General features: G+C 51.4%; 19 protein-coding genes, 5 tRNA genes and 1 pseudogene. 22 read left to right on the forward strand and 3 right to left on the reverse strand.

The window, feature by feature from the left end; genetic code table 11:
* Positions 1 to 13 precede the first annotated feature (13 nt).
* Entirely contained in the window at positions 14 to 1,279 is a 1,266-nt protein-coding gene (rhlB, locus tag A1WG_RS13010; protein WP_000047512.1) for an ATP-dependent RNA helicase RhlB, read from the reverse strand.
* A 130-nt stretch (positions 1,280 to 1,409) separates the two neighbouring features.
* On the opposite strand from rhlB, the gene trxA reads away from it, so the two are divergent.
* The 22 genes from trxA to A1WG_RS12905 all read left to right on the forward strand — a co-directional run bounded on the left by trxA (position 1,410) and on the right by A1WG_RS12905 (position 19,968).
* The gene (gene trxA / locus A1WG_RS13005) at positions 1,410 to 1,739 is read left to right on the forward strand and encodes a thioredoxin TrxA (protein ID WP_001280776.1); all 330 of its coding nucleotides are present in this window, start codon (positions 1,410 to 1,412) and stop codon (positions 1,737 to 1,739) included.
* Positions 1,740 to 1,878: 139 nt separating this feature from the next.
* A complete protein-coding gene (gene rhoL / locus A1WG_RS0121720; RefSeq protein WP_001445787.1) occupies positions 1,879 to 1,980 on the forward strand; it encodes a rho operon leader peptide RhoL in 102 nt (33 codons plus the stop codon).
* An 84-nt stretch (positions 1,981 to 2,064) separates the two neighbouring features.
* Positions 2,065 to 3,324: a transcription termination factor Rho gene (rho, locus tag A1WG_RS13000; RefSeq protein ID WP_001517407.1), complete on the forward strand. Its 1,260-nt coding sequence runs from the start codon at positions 2,065 to 2,067 to the stop codon at positions 3,322 to 3,324.
* A 239-nt stretch (positions 3,325 to 3,563) separates the two neighbouring features.
* The gene (gene wecA / locus A1WG_RS12995; protein ID WP_001517406.1) at positions 3,564 to 4,667 is read left to right on the forward strand and encodes a UDP-N-acetylglucosamine--undecaprenyl-phosphate N-acetylglucosaminephosphotransferase; all 1,104 of its coding nucleotides are present in this window, start codon (positions 3,564 to 3,566) and stop codon (positions 4,665 to 4,667) included.
* 11 nt (positions 4,668 to 4,678) lie between these two features.
* Positions 4,679 to 5,725: an ECA polysaccharide chain length modulation protein gene (gene wzzE, locus A1WG_RS12990; protein ID WP_001517405.1), complete on the forward strand. Its 1,047-nt coding sequence runs from the start codon at positions 4,679 to 4,681 to the stop codon at positions 5,723 to 5,725.
* Positions 5,726 to 5,780: 55 nt separating this feature from the next.
* Positions 5,781 to 6,911: a non-hydrolyzing UDP-N-acetylglucosamine 2-epimerase gene (gene wecB, locus A1WG_RS12985; RefSeq protein ID WP_001517404.1), complete on the forward strand. Its 1,131-nt coding sequence runs from the start codon at positions 5,781 to 5,783 to the stop codon at positions 6,909 to 6,911.
* Entirely contained in the window at positions 6,908 to 8,170 is a 1,263-nt protein-coding gene (gene wecC, locus A1WG_RS12980) for a UDP-N-acetyl-D-mannosamine dehydrogenase (RefSeq protein ID WP_000006637.1), read from the forward strand. The genes wecB and wecC overlap by 4 nt, the downstream gene beginning before the upstream one ends.
* Positions 8,170 to 9,237 carry a dTDP-glucose 4,6-dehydratase gene (gene rffG / locus A1WG_RS12975; protein WP_001517403.1) on the forward strand — a complete coding sequence of 356 codons (1,068 nt, stop codon included), beginning with the start codon at positions 8,170 to 8,172 and terminating at the stop codon, positions 9,235 to 9,237. The genes wecC and rffG overlap by 1 nt, the downstream gene beginning before the upstream one ends.
* Positions 9,238 to 9,255: 18 nt before the next feature.
* Positions 9,256 to 10,137: a glucose-1-phosphate thymidylyltransferase RfbA gene (rfbA, locus tag A1WG_RS12970; protein ID WP_001517402.1), complete on the forward strand. Its 882-nt coding sequence runs from the start codon at positions 9,256 to 9,258 to the stop codon at positions 10,135 to 10,137.
* A complete protein-coding gene (gene rffC, locus A1WG_RS12965) occupies positions 10,115 to 10,789 on the forward strand; it encodes a dTDP-4-amino-4,6-dideoxy-D-galactose acyltransferase (protein WP_001517401.1) in 675 nt (224 codons plus the stop codon). The genes rfbA and rffC overlap by 23 nt, the downstream gene beginning before the upstream one ends.
* A gap of 4 nt (positions 10,790 to 10,793) precedes the next feature.
* Positions 10,794 to 11,924: a dTDP-4-amino-4,6-dideoxygalactose transaminase gene (gene rffA / locus A1WG_RS12960; protein WP_001517400.1), complete on the forward strand. Its 1,131-nt coding sequence runs from the start codon at positions 10,794 to 10,796 to the stop codon at positions 11,922 to 11,924.
* A gap of 1 nt (position 11,925) precedes the next feature.
* Positions 11,926 to 13,176 carry a lipid III flippase WzxE gene (gene wzxE, locus A1WG_RS12955; RefSeq protein WP_000050280.1) on the forward strand — a complete coding sequence of 417 codons (1,251 nt, stop codon included), beginning with the start codon at positions 11,926 to 11,928 and terminating at the stop codon, positions 13,174 to 13,176.
* On the forward strand, positions 13,173 to 14,252 hold the full coding sequence (rffT, locus tag A1WG_RS12950) for a TDP-N-acetylfucosamine:lipid II N-acetylfucosaminyltransferase (RefSeq protein WP_001517399.1): 1,080 nt from the start codon (positions 13,173 to 13,175) through the stop codon (positions 14,250 to 14,252). The genes wzxE and rffT overlap by 4 nt, the downstream gene beginning before the upstream one ends.
* Entirely contained in the window at positions 14,249 to 15,601 is a 1,353-nt protein-coding gene (gene wzyE, locus A1WG_RS12945) for an ECA oligosaccharide polymerase (protein WP_000055110.1), read from the forward strand. The genes rffT and wzyE overlap by 4 nt, the downstream gene beginning before the upstream one ends.
* A gap of 2 nt (positions 15,602 to 15,603) precedes the next feature.
* Positions 15,604 to 16,344, forward strand: coding sequence for a lipopolysaccharide N-acetylmannosaminouronosyltransferase (wecG, locus tag A1WG_RS12940; protein ID WP_001517398.1), 741 nt, complete (start codon positions 15,604 to 15,606; stop codon positions 16,342 to 16,344).
* A 202-nt stretch (positions 16,345 to 16,546) separates the two neighbouring features.
* The gene (thrP, locus tag A1WG_RS12935; RefSeq protein WP_000774725.1) at positions 16,547 to 17,932 is read left to right on the forward strand and encodes a bifunctional threonine/serine APC transporter ThrP; all 1,386 of its coding nucleotides are present in this window, start codon (positions 16,547 to 16,549) and stop codon (positions 17,930 to 17,932) included.
* A 102-nt stretch (positions 17,933 to 18,034) separates the two neighbouring features.
* Positions 18,035 to 18,111, forward strand: a tRNA-Arg gene (locus A1WG_RS12930).
* A gap of 58 nt (positions 18,112 to 18,169) precedes the next feature.
* A tRNA-His gene (locus A1WG_RS12925) sits at positions 18,170 to 18,245 on the forward strand.
* Between the two features lie 20 nt (positions 18,246 to 18,265).
* A tRNA-Leu gene (locus A1WG_RS12920) sits at positions 18,266 to 18,352 on the forward strand.
* A 28-nt stretch (positions 18,353 to 18,380) separates the two neighbouring features.
* Positions 18,381 to 18,467 (forward strand) — tRNA-Leu (locus A1WG_RS12915).
* A gap of 42 nt (positions 18,468 to 18,509) precedes the next feature.
* Positions 18,510 to 18,586: transfer RNA gene (locus A1WG_RS12910), tRNA-Pro, on the forward strand.
* A 146-nt stretch (positions 18,587 to 18,732) separates the two neighbouring features.
* Complete coding sequence (locus tag A1WG_RS12905) at positions 18,733 to 19,968, forward strand: anaerobic sulfatase maturase (protein WP_001517397.1); 1,236 nt, start codon at positions 18,733 to 18,735, stop codon at positions 19,966 to 19,968.
* Between the two features lie 177 nt (positions 19,969 to 20,145).
* Here A1WG_RS12905 and aslA read toward each other — a convergent pair.
* Both aslA and hemY read right to left on the reverse strand, forming a co-directional pair.
* Positions 20,146 to 21,815 (reverse strand): annotated as a pseudogene (gene aslA, locus A1WG_RS12900) (arylsulfatase AslA).
* A gap of 680 nt (positions 21,816 to 22,495) precedes the next feature.
* The gene (gene hemY, locus A1WG_RS12895; protein WP_001517394.1) at positions 22,496 to 23,692 is read right to left on the reverse strand and encodes a protoheme IX biogenesis protein HemY; all 1,197 of its coding nucleotides are present in this window, start codon (positions 23,690 to 23,692) and stop codon (positions 22,496 to 22,498) included.

Below are 23,692 nucleotides of genomic sequence, written 5' to 3' on the forward strand. Positions count from 1 at the left end.
TGACATTATTTATTTAACCTGAACGACGACGATTACGTGGAGCGCCTGTACGACGCGGACCGTTGCCTGTGCGCGGGCGCGTCAAGCGTAGCGGTTTTGGCAGATCGGTCATCAATGCGTCCGGATTGTATTTGCTTACCGGAATAGAATGACCAATATAGGTCTCAATGGCAGGCAAATTCAATGCATACTCTTCACACGCCAGGCTGATGGAATGACCACTTGCACCAGCGCGGCCAGTACGGCCGATACGGTGAACGTAATCTTCACAGTCATCGGGTAAATCGTAGTTAAAGACGTGGGTTACGGCCGGAATATGCAAACCACGTGCGGCTACGTCGGTAGCAACCAGAATATCCAGATCGCCACGGGTAAATTCATCAAGAATACGCAGACGTTTTTTCTGCGCCACATCGCCCGTCAACAGCCCGACACGATGACCATCTGCCGCCAGGTGACCCCAGATCTCTTCGCAACGATGTTTGGTGTTGGCGAAAATAATCGCTCTGTCTGGCCACTCTTCTTCGATCAGCGTTTGCAGCAAACGCATTTTTTCTTCGTTAGAAGGGTAGAAAAGCTCTTCTTTAATGCGGTGGCCCGTTTTCTGTTCCGGTTCCACTTCGATGTATTCGGCGTTATTCATCTGCTCGAACGCCAGTTCACGTACCCGGTACGAAAGCGTGGCGGAGAACAGCATGTTGAGGCGCTGATTTGCTGGCGGCATACGGCGAAACAGCCAGCGAATATCTTTAATAAAGCCCAGATCGTACATACGATCGGCTTCGTCCAGCACCACGACCTGAATAGCGCCAAGGTTAATGTGATTCTGTTTGGCGTAGTCGATTAAACGACCCGTGGTGCCAATCAGGATGTCAACGCCGCTTTCCAGCACTTTTAGCTGTTTGTCGTAGCCGTCGCCGCCATAAGCCAGGCCCAGCTTCAGACCGGTAGCTTGCGCCAGCGGCTCCGCGTCGGCGTGGATCTGCACGGCAAGTTCACGCGTCGGTGCCATAATTAAGGCACGTGGCTGGTTCACCTTGCGATCGGCAATGGTGGGATGAGAGAGAAGGTAATGAAACGTTGACGTCAGGAACGCCATCGTTTTCCCAGTACCGGTTTGCGCCTGCCCGGCTACGTCACGACCTTCCAGCGTTAGCGGAAGGGCCAGTGCCTGAATGGGCGTACAGTTATGAAACCCTTTTTTTTCAAGGGCTTCTACAACTTTCGGATGCAGGGCGAAGTCGGAAAACTTCTGTTCTGTTAAATGTGTTTTGCTCATAGTGTGATAGAATATCAGCTTACTATTGCTTTACGAAAGCGTATCCGGTGAAATAAAGTCAACCTTTAGTTGGTTAATGTTACACCAACAACGAAACCAACACGCCAGGCTTATTCCTGTGGAGTTATATATGAGCGATAAAATTATTCACCTGACTGACGACAGTTTTGATACGGATGTACTCAAAGCGGACGGGGCGATCCTCGTCGATTTCTGGGCAGAGTGGTGCGGTCCGTGCAAAATGATCGCCCCGATTCTGGATGAAATCGCTGACGAATATCAGGGTAAACTGACCGTTGCAAAACTGAACATCGATCAAAACCCTGGCACTGCGCCGAAATATGGCATCCGTGGTATCCCGACTCTGTTGCTGTTCAAAAACGGTGAAGTCGCGGCAACCAAAGTGGGTGCACTGTCCAAAGGTCAGTTGAAAGAGTTCCTCGACGCCAACCTGGCATAAGGGAACGTCATGTTCGGGTGCCCCGTCGCTAAAAACTGGACGCCCGGCGTGAGCCATGCTAACTTAATGTTGACTTCGTATTAAACTTACCTTATTAAGTTTGAATCTTGTAATATCCAACGCTTCCCGTTTTTATCTAATGCGAAGTGAACAGATTTCTGGTTTGTCACTCAATCCGTCTTGTCGTTTCAGTTCTGCGTACTCTCCTGTGACCAGACAGCGAAAAGACATGAGTCGATGACCGTAAACAGGCATGGATGATCCTGCCATACCATTCACAACATTAAGTTCGAGATTTACCCCAAGTTTAAGAACTCACACCACTATGAATCTTACCGAATTAAAGAATACGCCGGTTTCTGAGCTGATCACTCTCGGCGAAAATATGGGGCTGGAAAATCTGGCCCGTATGCGTAAGCAGGACATTATTTTTGCCATCCTGAAGCAGCACGCAAAGAGTGGCGAAGATATCTTTGGTGATGGCGTACTGGAGATATTGCAGGATGGATTTGGTTTCCTCCGTTCCGCAGACAGCTCCTACCTCGCCGGTCCTGATGACATCTACGTTTCTCCCAGCCAAATCCGCCGTTTCAACCTCCGCACTGGTGATACCATCTCTGGTAAGATTCGCCCGCCGAAAGAAGGTGAACGCTATTTTGCGCTGCTGAAAGTTAATGAAGTTAACTTCGACAAACCTGAAAACGCTCGCAACAAAATCCTCTTTGAGAACTTAACCCCGCTGCACGCAAACTCTCGTCTGCGTATGGAACGTGGTAACGGTTCTACTGAAGATTTGACCGCACGCGTGCTGGATCTGGCTTCACCAATCGGGCGTGGCCAACGTGGTCTGATTGTGGCACCGCCGAAAGCGGGTAAAACCATGCTGCTGCAGAACATCGCCCAGAGCATTGCTTACAACCACCCAGACTGTGTGCTGATGGTTCTGCTGATCGACGAACGTCCGGAAGAAGTAACCGAGATGCAGCGTCTGGTTAAAGGTGAAGTTGTCGCTTCTACCTTCGACGAACCGGCATCTCGCCACGTTCAGGTTGCGGAAATGGTGATCGAGAAGGCAAAACGCCTGGTTGAGCACAAGAAAGACGTTATCATTCTGCTCGACTCCATCACCCGTCTGGCGCGCGCCTACAACACTGTTGTTCCTGCGTCTGGTAAAGTGCTGACCGGTGGTGTGGATGCTAACGCACTGCACCGTCCGAAACGCTTCTTCGGTGCGGCGCGTAACGTAGAAGAGGGCGGCAGCCTGACCATCATCGCGACGGCATTGATCGACACCGGTTCCAAAATGGACGAAGTTATCTACGAAGAGTTTAAAGGTACAGGTAACATGGAACTGCACCTTTCTCGTAAGATCGCAGAAAAACGCGTCTTCCCGGCTATCGACTACAACCGTTCCGGTACGCGTAAAGAAGAGTTGCTCACCACTCAGGAAGAGCTACAGAAAATGTGGATCCTGCGCAAAATCATTCACCCGATGGGCGAAATCGATGCAATGGAATTCCTCATTAATAAACTGGCAATGACCAAGACCAATGACGATTTCTTCGATATGATGAAACGTTCATAAATTTGTCTTATGCCAAAAACGCCACGTGTTTACGTGGCGTTTTGCTTTTATATCTGTAATCTTAGCGGCATGCCTGTGATAGTGGGAAAATTCCTGGTTATTGCGGGTATTTTATACAATTTTTGTGGTGAATGATTAATTTTTGCACAGGGCTGATAGGCTCAGAAAGGAGTTTCCCTTCTGAATAAAGGTCTTCGTGGGTATACTTCTGCTAATAATTTTCTCTGAGAGCATGCATTGTGAATTTACTGACAGTGAGTACTGATCTCATCAGTATTTTTTTATTCACGACACTGTTTCTGTTTTTTGCCCGTAAGGTGGCAAAAAAAGTCGGTTTAGTGGATAAACCTAACTTCCGCAAACGTCACCAGGGATTGATACCGCTCGTTGGGGGTATTTCAGTTTTCGCAGGGATTTGCTTTACGTTCGGAATTGTTGATTACTACATTCCGCATGCAGCTCTCTACCTCGCCTGTGCGGGCGTCCTGGTGTTCATCGGCGCACTGGATGACCGTTTCGATATTAGTGTAAAAATCCGTGCCACCATACAGGCTGCTGTTGGCATCGTTATGATGGTGTTTGGCAAACTTTATCTCAGTAGCCTGGGCTATATTTTTGGCTCCTGGGAGATGGTGCTTGGGCCGTTTGGTTATTTCCTGACGCTGTTTGCCGTCTGGGCGGCAATTAATGCTTTCAACATGGTTGATGGCATTGATGGTCTGCTGGGTGGGGTGTCCTGCGTCTCGTTTGCGGCAATTGGCATGATTTTGTGGTTCGACGGGCAAACCAGCCTCGCTATCTGGTGCTTTGCGATGATCGCCGCCATCCTGCCATACATCATGCTCAACCTCGGTATTCTGGGGCGTCGCTACAAAGTGTTTATGGGCGATGCGGGCAGTACATTGATTGGTTTTACCGTAATCTGGATCCTGCTTGAAACTACTCAGGGCAAAACACATCCGATTAGCCCGGTGACTGCATTATGGATTATCGCTATTCCGCTGATGGATATGGTGGCGATTATGTATCGTCGCCTGCGTAAAGGCATGAGTCCATTCTCGCCTGATCGCCAGCATATTCATCATTTGATCATGCGTGCCGGCTTTACTTCTCGTCAGGCATTTGTGCTGATTACCCTTGCTGCTGCACTGCTTGCTTCCATTGGCGTACTGGCAGAATATTCTCATTTTGTCCCTGAATGGGTCATGCTGGTGCTCTTTTTGCTAGCATTCTTCCTCTATGGCTATTGCATTAAGCGCGCCTGGAAGGTTGCTCGCTTTATTAAGCGTGTGAAACGCCGACTGCGCAGAAATCGTGGTGGCAGCCCCAACTTAACCAAATAAACGAGGATGTAATGACGCAACCAATGCCTGGGAAACCAGCCGAAAATGCTGAAAATGAACTGGATATTCGTGGGTTGTTTCGTACCTTGTGGGCTGGGAAGCTGTGGATTGTTGGCATGGGGCTGGCGTTTGCGTTAATTGCGCTGGCGTATACATTTTTCGCCCGTCAGGAGTGGAGCGCGACGGCGATTACCGATCGTCCAACGGTCAATATGCTGGGCGGATACTACTCGCAACAGCAGTTTCTACGTAACCTGGATGCTCGTTCGAACATGGCTTCTGCCGATCAACCATCGGTCATGGACGAAGCCTATAAAGAGTTTGTTATGCAACTGGCGTCGTGGGACACCCGCCGCGATTTCTGGTTGCAGACCGACTATTACAAACAGCGGATGGTTGGCAACAGCAAAGCAGATGCGGCTCTGCTGGATGAAATGATCAACAACATCCAGTTTATTCCCGGTGATTTCACCCGAGCGATCAACGATAACGTTAAATTGATTGCTGAAACTGCCCCCGATGCCAATAATCTGCTGCGTCAATATGTCGCATTCGCCAGTCAGCGCGCGGCCAGCCATCTGAATGATGAGCTGAAAGGTGCATGGGCAGCGCGCACTATCCAAATGAAAGCCCAGGTGAAGCGTCAGGAAGAAGTCGCGAAAGCGATCTACGACCGCCGGGTAAACAGCATTGAGCAGGCACTCAAAATCGCTGAGCAACATAATATCTCTCGCAGCGCGACAGATGTCCCGGCGGATGAATTGCCTGATTCAGAAATGTTTTTGTTGGGTCGCCCGATGCTGCAGGCGCGATTAGAAAATTTACAGGCCGTCGGCCCGGCCTTTGATCTCGACTATGATCAGAATCGGGCCATGTTAAACACCCTTAATGTTGGTCCAACCCTGGATCCGCGTTTTCAGACCTATCGCTATTTGCGTACACCGGAAGAACCGGTAAAACGCGATAGCCCACGCCGTGCCTTCCTGATGATTATGTGGGGCATTGTCGGGGGGCTGATCGGGGCTGGTGTCGCATTAACCCGCCGTTGCTCGAAATAGCAACACAGTTGCGGTGAGCACAAAGGCGCTCGCCGCTTATTCAAAGAGAATCGATGTGAAAGTACTGACTGTATTTGGTACGCGCCCGGAAGCCATCAAGATGGCGCCGTTGGTGCATGCGTTGGCAAAAGATCCTTTTTTTGAGGCTAAAGTTTGCGTCACTGCGCAGCATCGGGAGATGCTCGATCAGGTGCTGAAACTCTTTTCCATTGTACCTGACTACGATCTCAACATAATGCAGCCAGGACAGGGACTGACAGAGATAACCTGTCGAATTCTTGAGGGATTAAAACCTATTCTTGCCGAGTTCAAACCAGACGTTGTACTGGTACACGGCGATACCACCACGACGCTGGCCACCAGTCTGGCGGCGTTTTATCAGCGCATTCCTGTTGGTCACGTTGAGGCCGGGCTACGCACGGGCGATCTTTACTCGCCGTGGCCGGAAGAAGCTAACCGCACGCTGACCGGTCATCTGGCAATGTACCATTTCTCCCCAACTGAGACCTCACGGCAAAACCTGCTACGTGAAAACGTCGCTGATAGCCGAATCTTCATTACCGGCAATACAGTTATCGACGCTTTGTTGTGGGTGCGCGATCAAGTGATGAGCAGCGAGATGCTGCGTTCAGAACTGGCGGCAAATTACCCGTTTATCGACCCTGATAAGAAGATGATTCTGGTGACCGGTCACAGGCGTGAAAGCTTCGGTCGTGGCTTTGAGGAGATTTGCCATGCGCTGGCAGAAATAGCCACCACTCATCAGGACATCCAGATTGTTTATCCGGTACATCTCAACCCGAATGTCAGAGAACCGGTTAGTCGCATTCTGGGGCACGTAAAAAACGTCATTCTGATCGATCCCCAGGAGTATTTACCGTTTGTCTGGCTGATGAATCACGCATGGTTGATTTTGACCGACTCTGGCGGTATTCAGGAGGAAGCACCTTCGCTGGGTAAACCGGTGCTGGTGATGCGTGACACCACCGAGCGCCCGGAAGCTGTTACCGCTGGAACGGTGCGTCTGGTGGGGACGGATAAACAACGGATCGTTGAGGAAGTGACACGTCTTCTCAACGACGACAACGAATATCAAATGATGAGCCGCGCCCATAACCCCTATGGTGATGGTCAGGCATGCTCTCGCATTCTGGAAGCGTTAAAAAATAATCGGATATCACTATGAGTTTTGCGACCATTTCTGTCATCGGACTGGGTTACATTGGGCTGCCGACAGCCGCTGCGTTTGCCTCACGGCAAAAACAGGTGATTGGTGTCGATATCAACCAACAAACGGTTGATACTATCAATCGTGGCGAAATCCATATCGTCGAGCCTGATTTGGCGAGTGTAGTAAAAACTGCCGTAGAAGGTGGCTTTTTGCGAGCGAGCACAACGCCCGTTGAGGCTGATGCCTGGCTGATTGCGGTACCAACGCCGTTTAAAGGCGATCATGAGCCGGATATGGCTTACGTCGAATCGGCTGCCCGCTCCATTGCGCCAGTGCTGAAAAAAGGTGCGCTGGTGATCCTTGAGTCCACCTCTCCGGTGGGTTCAACCGAGAAAATGGCAGAATGGTTAGCAGAAATGCGTCCGGACCTGACTTTCCCGCAGCAGGTGGGCGAACAGGCCGACGTGAATATTGCCTATTGCCCGGAACGCGTGTTACCGGGGCAGGTGATGGTCGAGCTGATTAAAAATGACCGTGTAATAGGTGGCATGACACCGGTTTGCTCGGCGCGCGCCAGTGAACTGTACAAAATTTTCCTCGAAGGTGAGTGTGTTGTCACTAACTCCCGGACGGCGGAAATGTGTAAGCTCACCGAAAATAGCTTCCGCGATGTGAATATCGCGTTTGCTAACGAACTGTCGCTGATTTGCGCCGGGCAGGGAATTAACGTCTGGGAGCTGATTCGTCTGGCGAATCGCCACCCTCGCGTCAATATTCTTCAGCCAGGGCCGGGCGTGGGCGGCCACTGTATTGCCGTTGACCCGTGGTTTATCGTAGCGCAGAACCCGCAGCAGGCGCGGCTTATCCGTACTGCCAGGGAAGTGAACGATCACAAACCTTTTTGGGTAATTGATCAGGTGAAAGCGGCGGTTGCCGATTGCCTGGCCGCTACCGATAAACGCGCCAGCGAAGTGAAAATTGCCTGCTTTGGGCTGGCATTTAAACCGAATATTGATGACCTGCGCGAAAGCCCGGCGATGGAAATCGCTGAACTGATCGCCCAGTGGCATAGCGGCGAGACGCTGGTCGTTGAACCGAACATTCACCAGTTGCCGAAAAAACTGGCCGGGCTTTGCACGCTGGCGCAGCTTGACGAAGCGCTGGCGACGGCAGACGTGCTGGTGATGTTGGTCGATCACAGTCAGTTCAAAGCCATCAGCGGCGATCATGTTAAGCAGCAGTATGTAGTCGATACCAAAGGGGTCTGGCGCTGATGAGAAAGATTCTGGTGACAGGCGGTGCCGGATTTATTGGCTCGGCGCTGGTGCGTTATATCATCAACGAAACAAGTGATGCGGTGGTGGTGGTCGATAAATTGACCTACGCCGGAAACCTGATGTCGCTGGCATCGGTCACGCAGAGCGATCGCTTTGCCTTTGAGAAAGTTGATATCTGCGATCGGGCAGCGTTGGAACGCGTTTTTATCGAACATCAGCCCGACTGTGTGATGCATCTGGCGGCAGAAAGCCATGTTGACCGTTCTATCGATGGTCCGGCGGCGTTTATCGAAACCAACATTGTGGGGACTTACACACTGCTTGAAGCGGCGCGGGCTTACTGGAATACGCTGGTGGAAGATAAAAAATTGGCCTTTCGTTTCCATCATATCTCCACCGACGAAGTGTACGGCGACCTGCACTCTACGGATGATTTCTTCACCGAAACTACGCCGTATGCGCCGAGCAGCCCTTATTCCGCGTCGAAAGCCAGCAGCGACCATCTGGTGCGCGCTTGGCTGCGTACCTACGGTCTGCCGACACTTATCACCAACTGCTCGAATAACTACGGCCCTTACCATTTTCCGGAAAAACTGATCCCGTTGATGATACTCAACGCGCTGGCAGGTAAACCGCTGCCGGTATATGGCAACGGGCAGCAAATCCGTGACTGGTTGTATGTTGAAGATCATGCCCGCGCGCTGTACTGCGTGGTGACCACCGGTAAAGTCGGTGAAACGTATAATATTGGTGGCCATAACGAGCGCAAGAATCTCGATGTCGTGGAAACCATTTGTGAACTGTTGGAAGAACTGGCTCCGGATAAACCGCACGGCGTGGCGCACTATCGTGACCTGATCACCTTTGTCGCTGACCGCCCGGGGCATGATTTACGTTATGCCATTGATGCCACGAAAATTGCTCGTGAACTTGGCTGGCTGCCGCAGGAAACCTTTGAAAGCGGGATGCGCAAAACGGTGCGGTGGTATTTGGCTAATGAAAGCTGGTGGAAGCGGGTGCAGGACGGCAGTTATCAGGGTGAGCGTTTAGGTCTGAAAGGCTAATTTTCAGCGGAGGAAAACATGAAAGGTATTATCCTGGCGGGCGGTTCCGGTACACGATTGCATCCGATTACGCGCGGCGTGTCGAAGCAACTGTTGCCGATCTACGATAAGCCAATGATTTACTACCCGCTGTCGGTGCTGATGCTGGCCGGTATCCGCGAAATTCTTATCATCACCACGCCGGAAGATAAAGGTTATTTCCAACGCCTGCTGGGCGATGGTAGCGAATTCGGTATCCATCTGGAATATGCCGAACAGCCCAGCCCGGACGGTCTGGCGCAGGCATTTATCATCGGTGAAACTTTCCTCAACGGCGAGCCTTCTTGTCTGGTGCTGGGAGATAATATTTTCTTCGGCCAGGGCTTCAGTCCGAAGCTGCGCCATGTTGCGGCGCGCACTGAAGGGGCCACGATTTTTGGCTATCAGGTGATGGACCCGGAACGCTTTGGTGTGGTGGAGTTTGACGACAATTTCCGTGCTATCTCGCTGGAAGAAAAGCCAAAACAGCCGAAATCAAACTGGGCAGTGACCGGACTTTATTTCTACGACAGCAAAGTGGTGGAGTACGCCAAACAAGTTAAACCTTCGGAGCGTGGCGAGCTGGAGATTACCTCCATCAACCAGATGTATCTGGAGGCAGGTAACCTGACCGTTGAACTTCTCGGGCGCGGGTTTGCCTGGTTGGACACTGGTACTCACGATAGCCTGATTGAAGCCAGCACTTTTGTGCAGACGGTGGAAAAACGCCAGGGTTTTAAGATTGCCTGCCTGGAAGAGATTGCCTGGCGCAACGGCTGGCTCGATGACGAAGGTGTGAAGCGTGCAGCCAGTTCATTAACGAAAACTGGCTACGGTCAATATCTGCTGGAGTTACTCCGTGCCCGTCCGCGCCAGTATTGAGCCACTCACCTGGGAAAATGCCTTCTTTGGTGTTAATAGCGCCATCGTGCGTATTAACCCTGACGCGCCACTCCTGACACCAGACGCTTTAGCGCCGTGGTCACGGGTGCAGGCCAAAATAGTCGCATCAAATATCGGTGAACTGGATGCCCTGCAACAGTTGGGATTCTCACTGGTAGAAGGTGAAGTTGATTTGGCGCTACCCGTGACCAGAGCCAGTGATAGCGGCGCAGAAGTGGCACAAGAGACAGATATTCCAGTACTACGCCAGTTAGCGAGTGAGGCATTTGCGCAAAGCCGTTTTCGTGCACCGTGGTATGCGCCTGAAGCCAGTGGGCGCTTTTATGCGCAGTGGATTGAAAACGCCGTTCACGGCACCTTTGATCATCAATGTCTGATCTTACGCACGCCATCCGGCGATATTCGTGGCTATGTCTCTTTACGTGAGCTCAATGCGACAGACGTGCGTATTGGCCTGTTGGCAGGACGCGGTGCAGGTGCAGAGCTGATGCAAACGGCGCTAAACTGGGCGTATGCTCGCGGTAAAACAACATTGCGGGTGGCGACCCAGATGGGCAACACCGCCGCGCTTAAACGATACATAAAAAGTGGTGCAAATGTAGAAAGCACCGCGTACTGGTTATACAGGTGATCACATGATTCCATTTAACGCACCGCCGGTGGTGGGAACCGAACTCGATTATATGCAGTCGGCAATGGGTAGCGGCAAACTGTGTGGCGATGGTGGTTTTACCCGTCGCTGCCAGCAGTGGCTGGAGCAACGTTTTAGCAGCGCCAAAGCGCTGTTGACGCCGTCCTGCACCGCTTCTCTGGAGATGGCGGCGCTGTTGTTGGATATCCAGCCTGGCGATGAAGTGATCATGCCGAGTTATACCTTTGTCTCCACCGCCAACGCCTTCGTGCTGCGTGGAGCGAAAATCGTTTTTGTGGATGTTCGCCCGGACACTATGAACATCGACGAAACGCTGATTGAAGCGGCGATCACCGACAAAACGCGCGTTATCGTGCCGGTGCATTACGCGGGCGTGGCCTGTGAAATGGACACCATTATGGCGTTGGCGAAAAAATATAACCTGTTTGTGGTGGAAGATGCCGCTCAGGGTGTGATGTCCACTTACAAAGGGCGTGCGCTGGGAACCATTGGTCATATTGGCTGCTTTAGCTTCCATGAAACCAAAAACTACACCGCGGGTGGTGAAGGCGGCGCTACGTTGATTAATGATAAAAAATTGATTGAGCGCGCCGAGATCATCCGTGAAAAAGGCACTAATCGTAGCCAGTTCTTCCGTGGTCAGGTGGATAAATACACCTGGCGCGATATCGGCTCCAGCTATTTGATGTCCGATCTGCAAGCCGCATATCTGTGGGCGCAACTGGAAGCAGCGGATCGTATCAACCAGCAGCGTCTGGCGCTGTGGCAAAACTATTACGATGCACTGGCACCACTGGCGAAAACCGGGCGTATCGAACTACCGTCGATTCCGGATAGCTGCGTGCAGAACGCGCATATGTTCTACATTAAGCTGCGTGATATTGATGACCGGAACGCGTTGATTAACTTCCTGAAAGAAGCAGAAATCATGGCGGTGTTCCATTACATTCCGCTGCACGCAAGCCCGGCGGGTGAACGGTTTGGTGAGTTCCACGGTGAAGATCGCTACACTACCAAAGAGAGCGAGCGCTTGCTGCGTCTGCCGCTGTTCTACAATCTGTCGCCCGTCAATCAACGCACGGTAATTGCGACCTTGCTGAACTACTTCTCCTGATATGTCGCTGGCGAAAGCGTCCTTATGGACGGCGGCCAGTACGCTGGTCAAGATTGGTGCCGGGTTACTGGTCGGTAAGCTGCTGGCGGTATCATTTGGTCCGGCAGGGCTGGGGCTGGCGGCTAACTACCGTCAGTTGATTACCGTACTCGGCGTGCTTGCCGGGGCGGGCATTTTTAACGGCGTAACCAAATACGTTGCCCAGTATCATGATAATCCGCAGCAGCTACGTCGTGTGGTGGGTACATCATCAGCGATGGTGCTTGGTTTCTCCACGCTGATGGCGCTGATTTTTGTGCTGGCAGCCGCTCCGATCAGCCAGGGATTGTTCGGGAATACTGACTACCAGGGGCTGGTACGTTTAGTGGCGCTGGTGCAAATGGGTATCGCCTGGGGCAACCTGTTGCTGGCGCTGATGAAAGGCTTTCGCGATGCCGCGGGTAATGCGTTATCGCTGATTGTTGGCAGCCTGATTGGTGTTATCGCTTACTACGTCAGTTACCGTTTTGGTGGCTATGAAGGCGCGTTGCTTGGGCTGGCGCTGATTCCTGCGTTGGTGGTAATTCCGGCTGCCATCATGTTGATCAAACGTGGCGCTATCCCGTTAAGCTATCTGAAACCCAGTTGGGATAGCGGTCTGGCGGGGCAGTTGAGTAAGTTCACGTTAATGGCGCTGATTACTTCGGTGACCTTGCCCGTTGCTTACATCATGATGCGTAAGTTGCTGGCGGCGCAGTATAGCTGGGATGAGGTGGGGATCTGGCAAGGCGTAAGTAGTATTTCCGACGCCTACCTGCAATTCATTACCGCCTCTTTTAGCGTGTATTTACTGCCCACTCTGTCGCGGCTAACGGAAAAGCGCGATATCACCCGCGAAGTGGTGAAGTCGCTGAAATTCGTTCTACCGGCGGTGGCAGCGGCGAGTTTTACAGTTTGGTTGCTGCGTGACTTTGCCATCTGGCTACTTTTATCGAACAAATTTACCGCCATGCGCGATCTCTTTGCCTGGCAGTTGGTTGGCGATGTGTTAAAAGTGGGCGCTTATGTCTTTGGTTATCTGGTGATCGCCAAAGCGTCGCTCCGGTTTTATATTCTGGCGGAAGTCAGTCAGTTCACGTTGTTGATGGTATTTGCCCACTGGTTGATCCCCGCGCATGGCGCGCTGGGCGCGGCGCAGGCATATATGGCAACCTATATCGTCTATTTTTCTCTTTGTTGTGGCGTGTTTTTACTCTGGCGTAGGCGGGCATGACTGTACTGATTCACGTTTTGGGATCGGATATCCCTCACCATAACCAAACCGTTTTGCGGTTTTTCAACGACGCGCTGGCTGCGACAAGCGAGCACGCGCGCGAGTTTATGGTTGCAGGCAAGGACGACGGCTTAAGTGATAGCTGTCCGGCGCTCACTATCCGCTTTTTTGCAGACAAAAAATCACTGGCTGAAGCGGTTATCGCGAAAGCGAAAGCTAACCGTCAACAGCGGTTTTTCTTCCATGGCCAGTTCAATCCAAAACTATGGCTGGCGCTGCTTAGCGGCGGAATCAAGCCCAGCCAGTTTTACTGGCATATATGGGGCGCTGATTTGTATGAACTTTCCAGTGGCTTGAGATATAAGCTCTTTTATCCGCTGCGCCGCCTGGCACAAAAGCGGGTGGGCTGTGTATTTGCCACTCGGGGAGACTTGAGCTTTTTTGCCAGAACGCATCCAAAGGTGCGAGGCGAACTGATTTACTTCCCAACCCGGATGGATCCTTCTCTCAATACGATGGCTAACGATCGGCAACGTGAAGGGAAAATGACTATTCTGGTGGGGAACTCCGGCGATCGCAGTAATGAACACATCGCTGCCTTACGCGCTGTGCATCGGCAGTTTGGCGATACGGTGAAAGTGGTGGTGCCGATGGGATATCCGGCCAACAACGATGCGTATATCAACGAAGTTCGTCAGGCGGGGCTGGAATTATTCAGCGAAGAAAATCTGCAAATTCTGAGCGAAAAAATGGATTTTGACGCTTATCTGGCACTACTTCGCCAGTGCGATCTCGGCTACTTTATTTTTGCCCGTCAGCAAGGTATCGGTACGCTGTGCTTGTTGATTCAGGCTGGCATCCCCTGCGTACTTAATCGGGAAAACCCGTTCTGGCAGGATATGACGGAGCAACATTTGCCGGTGCTATTTACCACTGACGATCTCAACGAGGATATTGTGCGTGAAGCGCAGCGCCAGTTGGCGTCGGTAGATAAAAACCACATTGCCTTCTTTAGTCCAAACTATCTGCAAGGCTGGCATCGGGCGCTGGCAATTGCCGCTGGGGAGGTCGCATGAGCCTGCTGCAATTCAGCGGCCTGTTTGTTGTCTGGCTGCTCTGTACGCTGTTTATCGCCACGCTGACCTGGTTTGAGTTTCGCCGCGTGCGGTTTAACTTCAATATCTTCTTTTCATTGCTTTTTTTGCTGACGTTTTTCTTCGGATTTCCGCTGACCAGCGTACTGGTATTCCGCTTTGATGTTGGTGTCGCGCCGCCAGAAATCTTGTTGCAGGCGTTGCTTTCTGCGGGCTGCTTTTACGCGGTTTATTACGTCACCTACAAAACCCGCTTACGCAAAAGTGTTGCCGATGCACCGCGCCGTCCAGTGTTTACCATGAATCGCGTGGAAACCAATCTTACCTGGTTTCTCCTGATGGGCATCGCGTTGGTCAGTGTCGGCATCTTCTTCATGCACAACGGCTTTTTGTTGTTCCGACTTAACTCCTACAGTCAGATCTTTTCCAGTGAAGTCTCCGGCGTGGCGTTAAAGCGCTTCTTTTACTTTTTTATCCCGGCGATGCTGGTGGTCTATTTTCTGCGCCAGGACAGCAAAGCGTGGCTGTTTTTCCTCGTCAGTACCGTTGCCTTTGGATTGCTGACCTACATGATTGTCGGTGGCACTCGCGCCAATATCATTATCGCGTTCGCTATCTTCCTGTTTATCGGCATTATTCGCGGTTGGATTTCACTGTGGATGCTGGCAGCGGCAGGCGTGCTGGGGATTGTCGGTATGTTCTGGCTGGCGCTAAAACGCTACGGAATGAACGTGAGCGGTGATGAAGCTTTCTACACGTTTCTCTATCTCACCCGCGACACTTTCTCGCCGTGGGAGAATCTGGCGTTGCTATTGCAGAACTACGACAACATCGACTTCCAGGGGCTGGCACCGATTGTCCGTGATTTCTATGTCTTTATTCCTTCCTGGCTGTGGCCGGGTCGGCCCAGTATGGTGCTGAACTCCGCCAACTATTTCACCTGGGAAGTGCTGAATAATCACTCCGGGCTGGCTATCTCACCTACGCTTATCGGCTCACTGGTGGTGATGGGCGGTGTGTTGTTTATTCCGCTTGGGGCGATTGTGGTTGGCCTGATTATAAAATGGTTCGACTGGCTGTATGAGCTGGGCAACCGCGAAACCAATCGCTATAAGGCAGCGATTTTGCACAGTTTCTGCTTTGGGGCGATCTTTAATATGATCGTGCTGGCGCGCGAAGGACTGGATTCATTTGTCTCGCGGGTGGTCTTTTTTATCGTGGTCTTCGGTGCAAGCCTGATGATTGCAAAACTACTGTACTGGCTTTTTGATAGCGCCGGACTCATTCATAAACGAATAAAATCATCGCTCCGGACGCAGATTGAAGGATAACAATGAATAACAACACCACAGCACCGACCTATACGCTGCGTGGCTTACAGTTGATCGGTTGGCGTGATATGCAGCATGCCCTCGATTATCTGTTCGCTGATGGGCAGCTTAAGCAGGGAACGCTGGTTGCCATTAATGCCGAAAAAATGCTGACCATTGAAGATAACGCCGAGGTCAGGGCGTTAATTAACGCTGCCGAATTTAAATATGCCGATGGCATTAGCGTCGTGCGTTCGGTACGTAAAAAATATCCTCAGTCACAGGTTTCCCGCGTAGCTGGAGCCGATCTCTGGGAAGAGCTGATGGCTCGCGCAGGAAAAGAAGGGACGCCCGTTTTTCTTGTTGGCGGCAAACCTGAAGTACTGGCGCAGACCGAAACTAAACTGCGCGGCCAGTGGAATGTGAATATCGTTGGCAGCCAGGATGGTTATTTCAAACCCGAGCAGAGTCAGGCGCTGTTTGAGCGTATCCATGCCAGTGGCGCGCAAATCGTCACTGTCGCAATGGGATCGCCAAAACAGGAAATCTTCATGCGCGACTGCCGTCAGGTGCATCCTGATGCGCTTTATATGGGCATTGGCGGAACGTACGATGTTTTTACTGGCCATGTGAAACGCGCGCCGAAAATCTGGCAAAAACTGGGGTTGGAGTGGCTCTATCGCCTGCTTTCGCAGCCGAGTCGCATTAAGCGTCAGCTCCGTTTACTGCGCTATTTACGCTGGCATTACACCGGCAACCTCTGATTTTCCCTCTCTTGCTGGCGGCATAAGTGTTCACAATGTCGCCTGTTCTTCACCTTCCTGCTGTTTTATTACACAAAGCATTCAAATTTTTAATGCTTCATTTGCCATTTCTCCTGAATTACGAAAACATTCGCAACACTCGATGTACCCATAACGATAACCGGTAACACCGGAAAAACATGCAAACACAACACGAGGATTTATGGCAGATAATAAACCAGAGCTACAGCGTGGGCTGGAAGCTCGACATATCGAACTCATCGCCCTGGGGGGTACCATTGGCGTTGGTCTGTTTATGGGGGCCGCCAGCACCCTAAAATGGGCTGGGCCATCTGTATTGTTGGCCTATATCATCGCCGGGCTGTTCGTCTTTTTCATCATGCGCTCAATGGGCGAAATGTTATTCCTTGAGCCGGTTACCGGTTCGTTCGCCGTTTACGCACATCGTTATATGAGCCCGTTTTTTGGCTATCTCACTGCCTGGTCTTACTGGTTCATGTGGATGGCGGTGGGGATCTCGGAAATCACTGCCATTGGCGTCTACGTCCAGTTCTGGTTCCCGGAGATGGCACAGTGGATACCTGCATTGATCGCGGTGGCGCTGGTGGCGCTGGCGAATCTGGCGGCGGTCAGACTGTATGGTGAAATCGAGTTTTGGTTCGCGATGATCAAAGTCACCACGATCATCGTTATGATAGTCATTGGCCTGGGCGTGATTTTCTTTGGCTTTGGCAATGGCGGGCAGTCGATTGGTTTTGGCAATCTCACTGAGCATGGCGGTTTCTTTGCGGGTGGCTGGAAAGGGTTCCTGACGGCGCTGTGTATCGTGGTGGCGTCCTACCAGGGTGTGGAGCTGATTGGTATTACTGCCGGTGAAGCGAAAAATCCGCAGGTGACGTTGCGCAGTGCGGTAGGCAAAGTGCTGTGGCGAATCCTTATTTTCTACGTAGGCGCGATCTTCGTTATCGTCACCATCTTCCCGTGGAATGAAATTGGCAGCAATGGCAGCCCGTTTGTACTGACTTTCGCCAAAATTGGCATTACCGCAGCCGCGGGTATTATCAACTTTGTGGTACTGACGGCGGCGCTTTCTGGCTGTAACAGCGGTATGTACAGTTGCGGACGTATGCTTTATGCACTGGCGAAAAACCGTCAGTTACCGGCGGCGATGGCAAAAGTTTCTCGTCACGGCGTGCCGGTTGCGGGAGTAGCGGTATCCATTGCCATCCTGTTAATTGGCTCGTGCCTGAACTACATCATTCCCAATCCGCAGCGTGTGTTTGTTTACGTCTACAGCGCCAGCGTGCTGCCGGGGATGGTGCCGTGGTTTGTGATCCTGATAAGCCAACTGCGTTTTCGTCGTGCGCACAAAGCGGCGATTGCCAGCCATCCGTTCCGCTCCATTCTGTTCCCGTGGGCAAATTATGTGACAATGGCGTTCCTTATTTGCGTTTTGATCGGCATGTACTTTAATGAAGATACTCGTATGTCGCTGTTTGTCGGCATCATCTTCATGCTGGCGGTGACGGCGATTTACAAAGTTTTTGGGCTTAATCGCCACGGTAAAGCGCATAAACTGGAGGAATAAGCAGCAAAATGCGCAAAGCGTAACCAAACGCGCATTTTATTTAAAAAGGGACTAGACAGAGGGGTGGGAAGTCCGTATTATCCACCCCCGCAACGGCGCTAAGCGCCCGTAGCTCAGCTGGATAGAGCGCTGCCCTCCGGAGGCAGAGGTCTCAGGTTCGAATCCTGTCGGGCGCGCCATTTAGTCCCGGCGCTTGAGCTGCGGTGGTAGTAATACCGCGTAACAAGATTTGTAGTGGTGGCTATAGCTCAGTTGGTAGAGCCCTGGATTGTGATTCCAGTTGTCGTGGGTTCGAATCCCATTAGCCACCCCATTATTAGAAGTTGTGAAAATGCGAAGGTGGCGGAATTGGTAGACGCGCTAGCTTCAGGTGTTAGTGTCCTTACGGACGTGGGGGTTCAAGTCCCCCCCCTCGCACCAAAAACCACGTTGATATTGCTCGCACTGGGCGAAGGTGGCGGAATTGGTAGACGCGCTAGCTTCAGGTGTTAGTGTCCTTACGGACGTGGGGGTTCAAGTCCCCCCCCTCGCACCACGACTTTAAAGAATTGAACTAAAAATTCAAAAAGCAGTATTTCGGCGAGTAGCGCAGCTTGGTAGCGCAACTGGTTTGGGACCAGTGGGTCGGAGGTTCGAATCCTCTCTCGCCGACCAATTTTGAACCCCGCTTCGGCGGGGTTTTTTGTTTTCTGTGTATTCCATCACTCTCCCTTCGCAATAAACGCCCGTAGTAACTCATTGCCACACGGTATGATTTCGCCCTTAACTTATTGAAGGACGATTTCAGGCAAGGAGCGACTATGCTGCAACAGGTTCCAACGCGTGCTTTTCATGTGATGGCGAAACCGAGCGGTTCCGATTGTAATCTGAACTGTGACTACTGTTTTTATCTCGAAAAACACTCTCTCTACCGCGAACATCCTGTCACACATATGGACGATGACACGCTGGAAGCGTATGTCCGCCACTATATCGCTGCCAGTGAACCACAAAACGAAGTTGCTTTTACCTGGCAAGGCGGAGAGCCAACGCTGCCGGGGTTGGAATTTTACCGCCGCGCTGTGGCACTACAGGCAAAATATGGTGCAGGCAGGCGGGTAAGTAACAGCTTCCAGACTAACGGCGTGCTGCTGGATGACGAATGGTGTGCGTTTCTGGCAGAAAATCATTTTCTGGTTGGCTTATCGCTGGACGGCCCGGCAGAGATCCATAATCAATACCGCGTTACCAAAGGCGGCAGACCAACGCATAAACTGGTAATGCGCGCGCTTAAACTACTGCAAAAATATCACGTTGATTATAACGTTCTGGCGTGCGTCAATCGCACCAGCGTGCTGCAACCGTTGCAGGTCTATGAATTTTTGCGTGATGCGGGCGTTGAGTTCATCCAGTTTATTCCGGTGGTGGAACGTCTGGCAGATGAAACAGCAGCCCACGACGGACTGAAATTACGAGCGCCTGGCGATATTCAGGGGGAACTGACGGAATGGTCGGTGCGCCCGCAAGAGTTCGGTGAATTTCTGGTGACGATTTTCGATCACTGGATCAAACGCGACGTCGGTAAGATTTTCGTGATGAATATCGAATGGGCATTTGCCAATTTTGTCGGCGCGCCTGGCGCGGTTTGCCATCATCAGCCAACCTGCGGGCGTTCGGTGATTGTTGAGCACAACGGCGATGTTTACACCTGTGATCACTTTGTCTATCCGCAATATCGACTGGGGAATATGCTTCAGCAGACGATTGCAGAAATGGTAGATTCCCCGCAACAGCAGGCGTTTGGTGAAGATAAATTTAAGCAGTTACCGGCGCAGTGTCGCAGTTGCAACGTGTTAAAAGCGTGCTGGGGAGGTTGCCCGAAACACCGCTTTATGCTCGATGCCAGCGGCAAACCGGGACTGAATTATTTGTGCGTTGGTTATCAGTGTTATTTCCGCCATCTACCGCCATATCTTAAAGCAATGGCTGATTTGCTGGCGCACGGCCGCCCGGCCAGCGACATTATGCAGGCGCATTTGATGGTGGTGAATAAGTAAAAATCGGCGGCCATTTTGTGGCCGCCTGCGGTTGATTGCCGGATGCGATGCTGACGCATCTTATCCGGCTTACAGAATGATGCAATATATTGAATTTTCAAGATTTTGTAGGCCGGATAAGGCGTTCGCGCCTCATCCGGCATGGGCAGCGCAACCCGATGTAGCGATAGCGCTGAATTAATCAGATTTAATCTGCGCGCGTGGCGGATATTTTTTCAGGATATCCATATACGCGTGCATTTCGGTCTGTAGAGGTACACCCATCGGAATATGCCGCACGCCGATAGAGTCGCTTTCCTGCGGATCGGTGTACAAGTTAAACACCGACGATCCGGCCGTTTGCATTATCGTACCGGTGAATCCACCCTGATATCCGCTCTGGGTATAAGCGTAAGGTTGCTGAATCAGTACGTGATACTTGAACTCATCCATACGCACAGCAGAAAGTTTGCCGTTGAGGAAGTAGTGCTCGGCCTTACGGTTAGACTGACCATTTGTTCCGAGGAAGAAAGAGGTCTGGTCAACACCATCGATAAAGGTAGTTTTCGGCACTAAATTCGCCACTTTAGCCCCAGGATGCCCCGCCAGATCCAGCGCGGTTGGGAAGAGATCCGCCAGATCGACAATACCGTCAGATTTACGCGGCTGGATCATGCCTTTCCAGTACACGAAAGTCGGTACGCGGACGCCGCCTTCCCAGGTCGAACCTTTAGAGCCACGGAAGGGTGTGCGACCGTGTGGCGGCACTTCGGCTTCCGGGCCATTATCGGAGGTAAAGACAATCAGCGTGTTATCGAGCTGACCGTTTTTCTCCAGTGCTTTATACAGGTTGGCGAACACATCATTCATCTCTACCATGCAGTCGCCGTAAGAGGTGCGCGCCGGAGAACTTCCTGCATATTTCGCGTTCGGGTAGTTATCAAAGTGACAGCCGCGAGTGCCGTAATAGAGGAAGAAAGGTTTGTCGCTTTTTGCCATTTTATCGAGGAACTTAACGCCATATTCCATCCAGCGTTGATCCAGATCTTCCATATATTTCGGCGTAATGTCGGCAATGGCTTCCTGTTCACCGCCGCGCACCGCATGAACGTCATCTTTACTGAACGGCAGTTTTTTGATGTATTCAGAACGAGCCGGGCTCAGGGCGACTTCCGGGTTAACGTGAACATCGCGCCATTCGGTATACATATCGGACACTGAGTTGAAGCCACGGAAATCATCAAAGCCAACGTTTTGCGGCTGCGACTCTTTGTTTTCCCCCATGTGCCATTTACCGATGGCCTGGGTGACATAGCCTTGATCGTGCAGCAGTTGCGGTAGTGTCGTTAACCCTTGCAGACCGCCAGGTTGTCCGTACATCGGCGGCATCAAAATGCCGTGGTGGATAGAATACTGTCCGGTGAGAATCGTCGCGCGGGTTGGTGAAGAACTGGGTTGAGAATACGCGGAGGTTAAAATCAGCCCCTGGCTGGCAACGGCGTCAATATCTGGTGTTGGGTTACCCACCGCCACACCGCCACCATTAAAGCCAACATCCATCCAGCCCACGTCATCCAGCCCACGTCATCCAGCAAGAAAATAACCACATTCGGTTTCTTACCTGTTTTTTTCTCTAATTCTGCCAGCTTCTGCTGAGTTTCTTTATCCTGCGCCGGATGCTGCATTACCGGCATCATATTATCGGCAATGGTGGTTGCCGGTTTAACCAGGTATTGATTTGGGTGATCGTAACCAGCAAATCCTTTGCGTGCGGTGGCGGTTGACGGGGTATCTGCAGCGCTGGCCATTAATGGAAGAGCGGCGGCGACAGCGACAACAAGAAGCTTGGGTGAGAACGAAAATTCCATGCAAAATGCTCCGATTTAATGTCATCAAAATGATGGCGTAGTTAAGCATTGATAATTGAGGTCCCTCTCCCTGACAGGATGATTTCATAAATAATGATGATGAAAATAAATTATCTATTTATCTTAAGAATAAATTGAAATATCAGGAGAGCGTTTTCAATCCTACCCCCCGTGCATGCGATATGTAAGGCGTGTTTATTATATCGCGTTGATTATTGATGCTGTTTTTAGTTTTGTTTGTAATTAATATGCGTGTCATTAATTGCTTATATTTAATCATTCATATCACATATAAAAAAGCATCAGGCTAAGGGAAGGATTTACTCGGTAATTTATTAAATATGAAGAAAAAAGGGTTACAGATTTTTCTCATAACAAGTATTAGGGGATGTTATTACCCCATCCTCTGTGGCATAATAACTGAGTAGATGCTCATTCCATCTCTTATGTTCGCCTTAGTGCCTCATAAACTCAGGAATGACGCAGAGCCGTTTACGGTGCTTATCGTCCACTGACAGATGTCGCTTTTGCCTCATCAGACACCATGGACACAACGTTGAGTGAAGCACCCACTTGTTGTCATACAGACCTGTTTTAACGCCTGCTCCGTAATAAGAGCAGGCGTTTTTTTATCTATTCAGGAAAGGCCCGGAGGCTCTGCGCCTCCAGGTGAGAAAGGATTACTGCGGTGGGTTGTTCTGTAATGTCAGCATCAAACCGTCGCGGCGCATTGCAGCGGCTTCTTCCGGCTTGTGCAGTCTGTCCAGCGCATCGGCAAGCCATGCGTAATCGTAGGCGTCCGGACGTTGTTTCAGCGCCGCGCGGAAGGCGAGGGATGCTTCCTGCCATTCGCCGTGCTTCATCAGTGACTGGCCCAATGTGCTCCACAACAGTGGGCGATCACCGACGCTTTTGATTTGCTGGCGTAGCACTTTTTCAAGCTGTTCCGGATTGTTGGTTTTCAGTCGTGGGATTGGTAGCAGCAGGCGATCGTCATACTGGCGTTTCAGGCCGTCGATGATAATTTGCTGGGCGGTGTCATGATCGTCACACTCAATAAGATGTTCTGCCATTGCCACCTGCAACGCCACCTGATGACGCGTTTTCCGGCTTTGATTTTTCCACCAGTTTCGCAAACCTTCACTACCGTCATCAGCACGAGCCTGATCCATCAGGCCAATCCATGCCTGTTGTTCCAGCATTGCGCGATGTTCTTCATCACCAACGTGAGCTTTTGCCATTGACGGGATGATGTCCAGCAGCGAACTCCACGCACCGGTGCGGATATAAGCTTGTTCCGCCAGACGCAGCACTTCAGGATGGCGTGGCGTGACTTCCAGCAACTTATCTACGCCGTGGCGTGCAGCATGATTTTCATTGCGTGCCAGTTGCAGGCGCACGCGGGCAATTTCTACCGGAATGGTGTCATTGCCTGCAAGTTCTGCTGCGCGTTCCAGATGCTGATTGGCGCGCGCTTCATCGCCGCGTTGTTGTGCGGCTTCAGCAGCCAGCAGGTAGTTCACTACCGGTTGTTCAGCGTGATCGGCATTTTTCGCCATCAGCTTTTCAACCTGCTGGTAATCACCTTCCGCCAGTTTCAGCAGCGCCTGTTCGGTCTGCTTACGTGCGCGGCGGCGTTTACGCCCGACAAACCAACCGCGGGTGTGCGCGCCGGTGCGGAAAATCCGTCGCAGTAGCCACTCGATAGCAAACAGCACCACCATTGCCAGTATAAAAATGATCGCCAGACCCGTGACGCTGGTTTCGATATTGTAGTTGTCGGTTTGAATCAGTACGTAACCCTGATGCCCGGCAATCATCGGACCAACCACGATCCCCGCAATAAGCAGAACAAAGAGTAACAACACTTTTAGCAT

Origin of the sequence: Escherichia sp. KTE96 (genome assembly GCF_000408525.1) — a bacterium.
Lineage (GTDB): Bacteria > Pseudomonadota > Gammaproteobacteria > Enterobacterales > Enterobacteriaceae > Escherichia > Escherichia marmotae.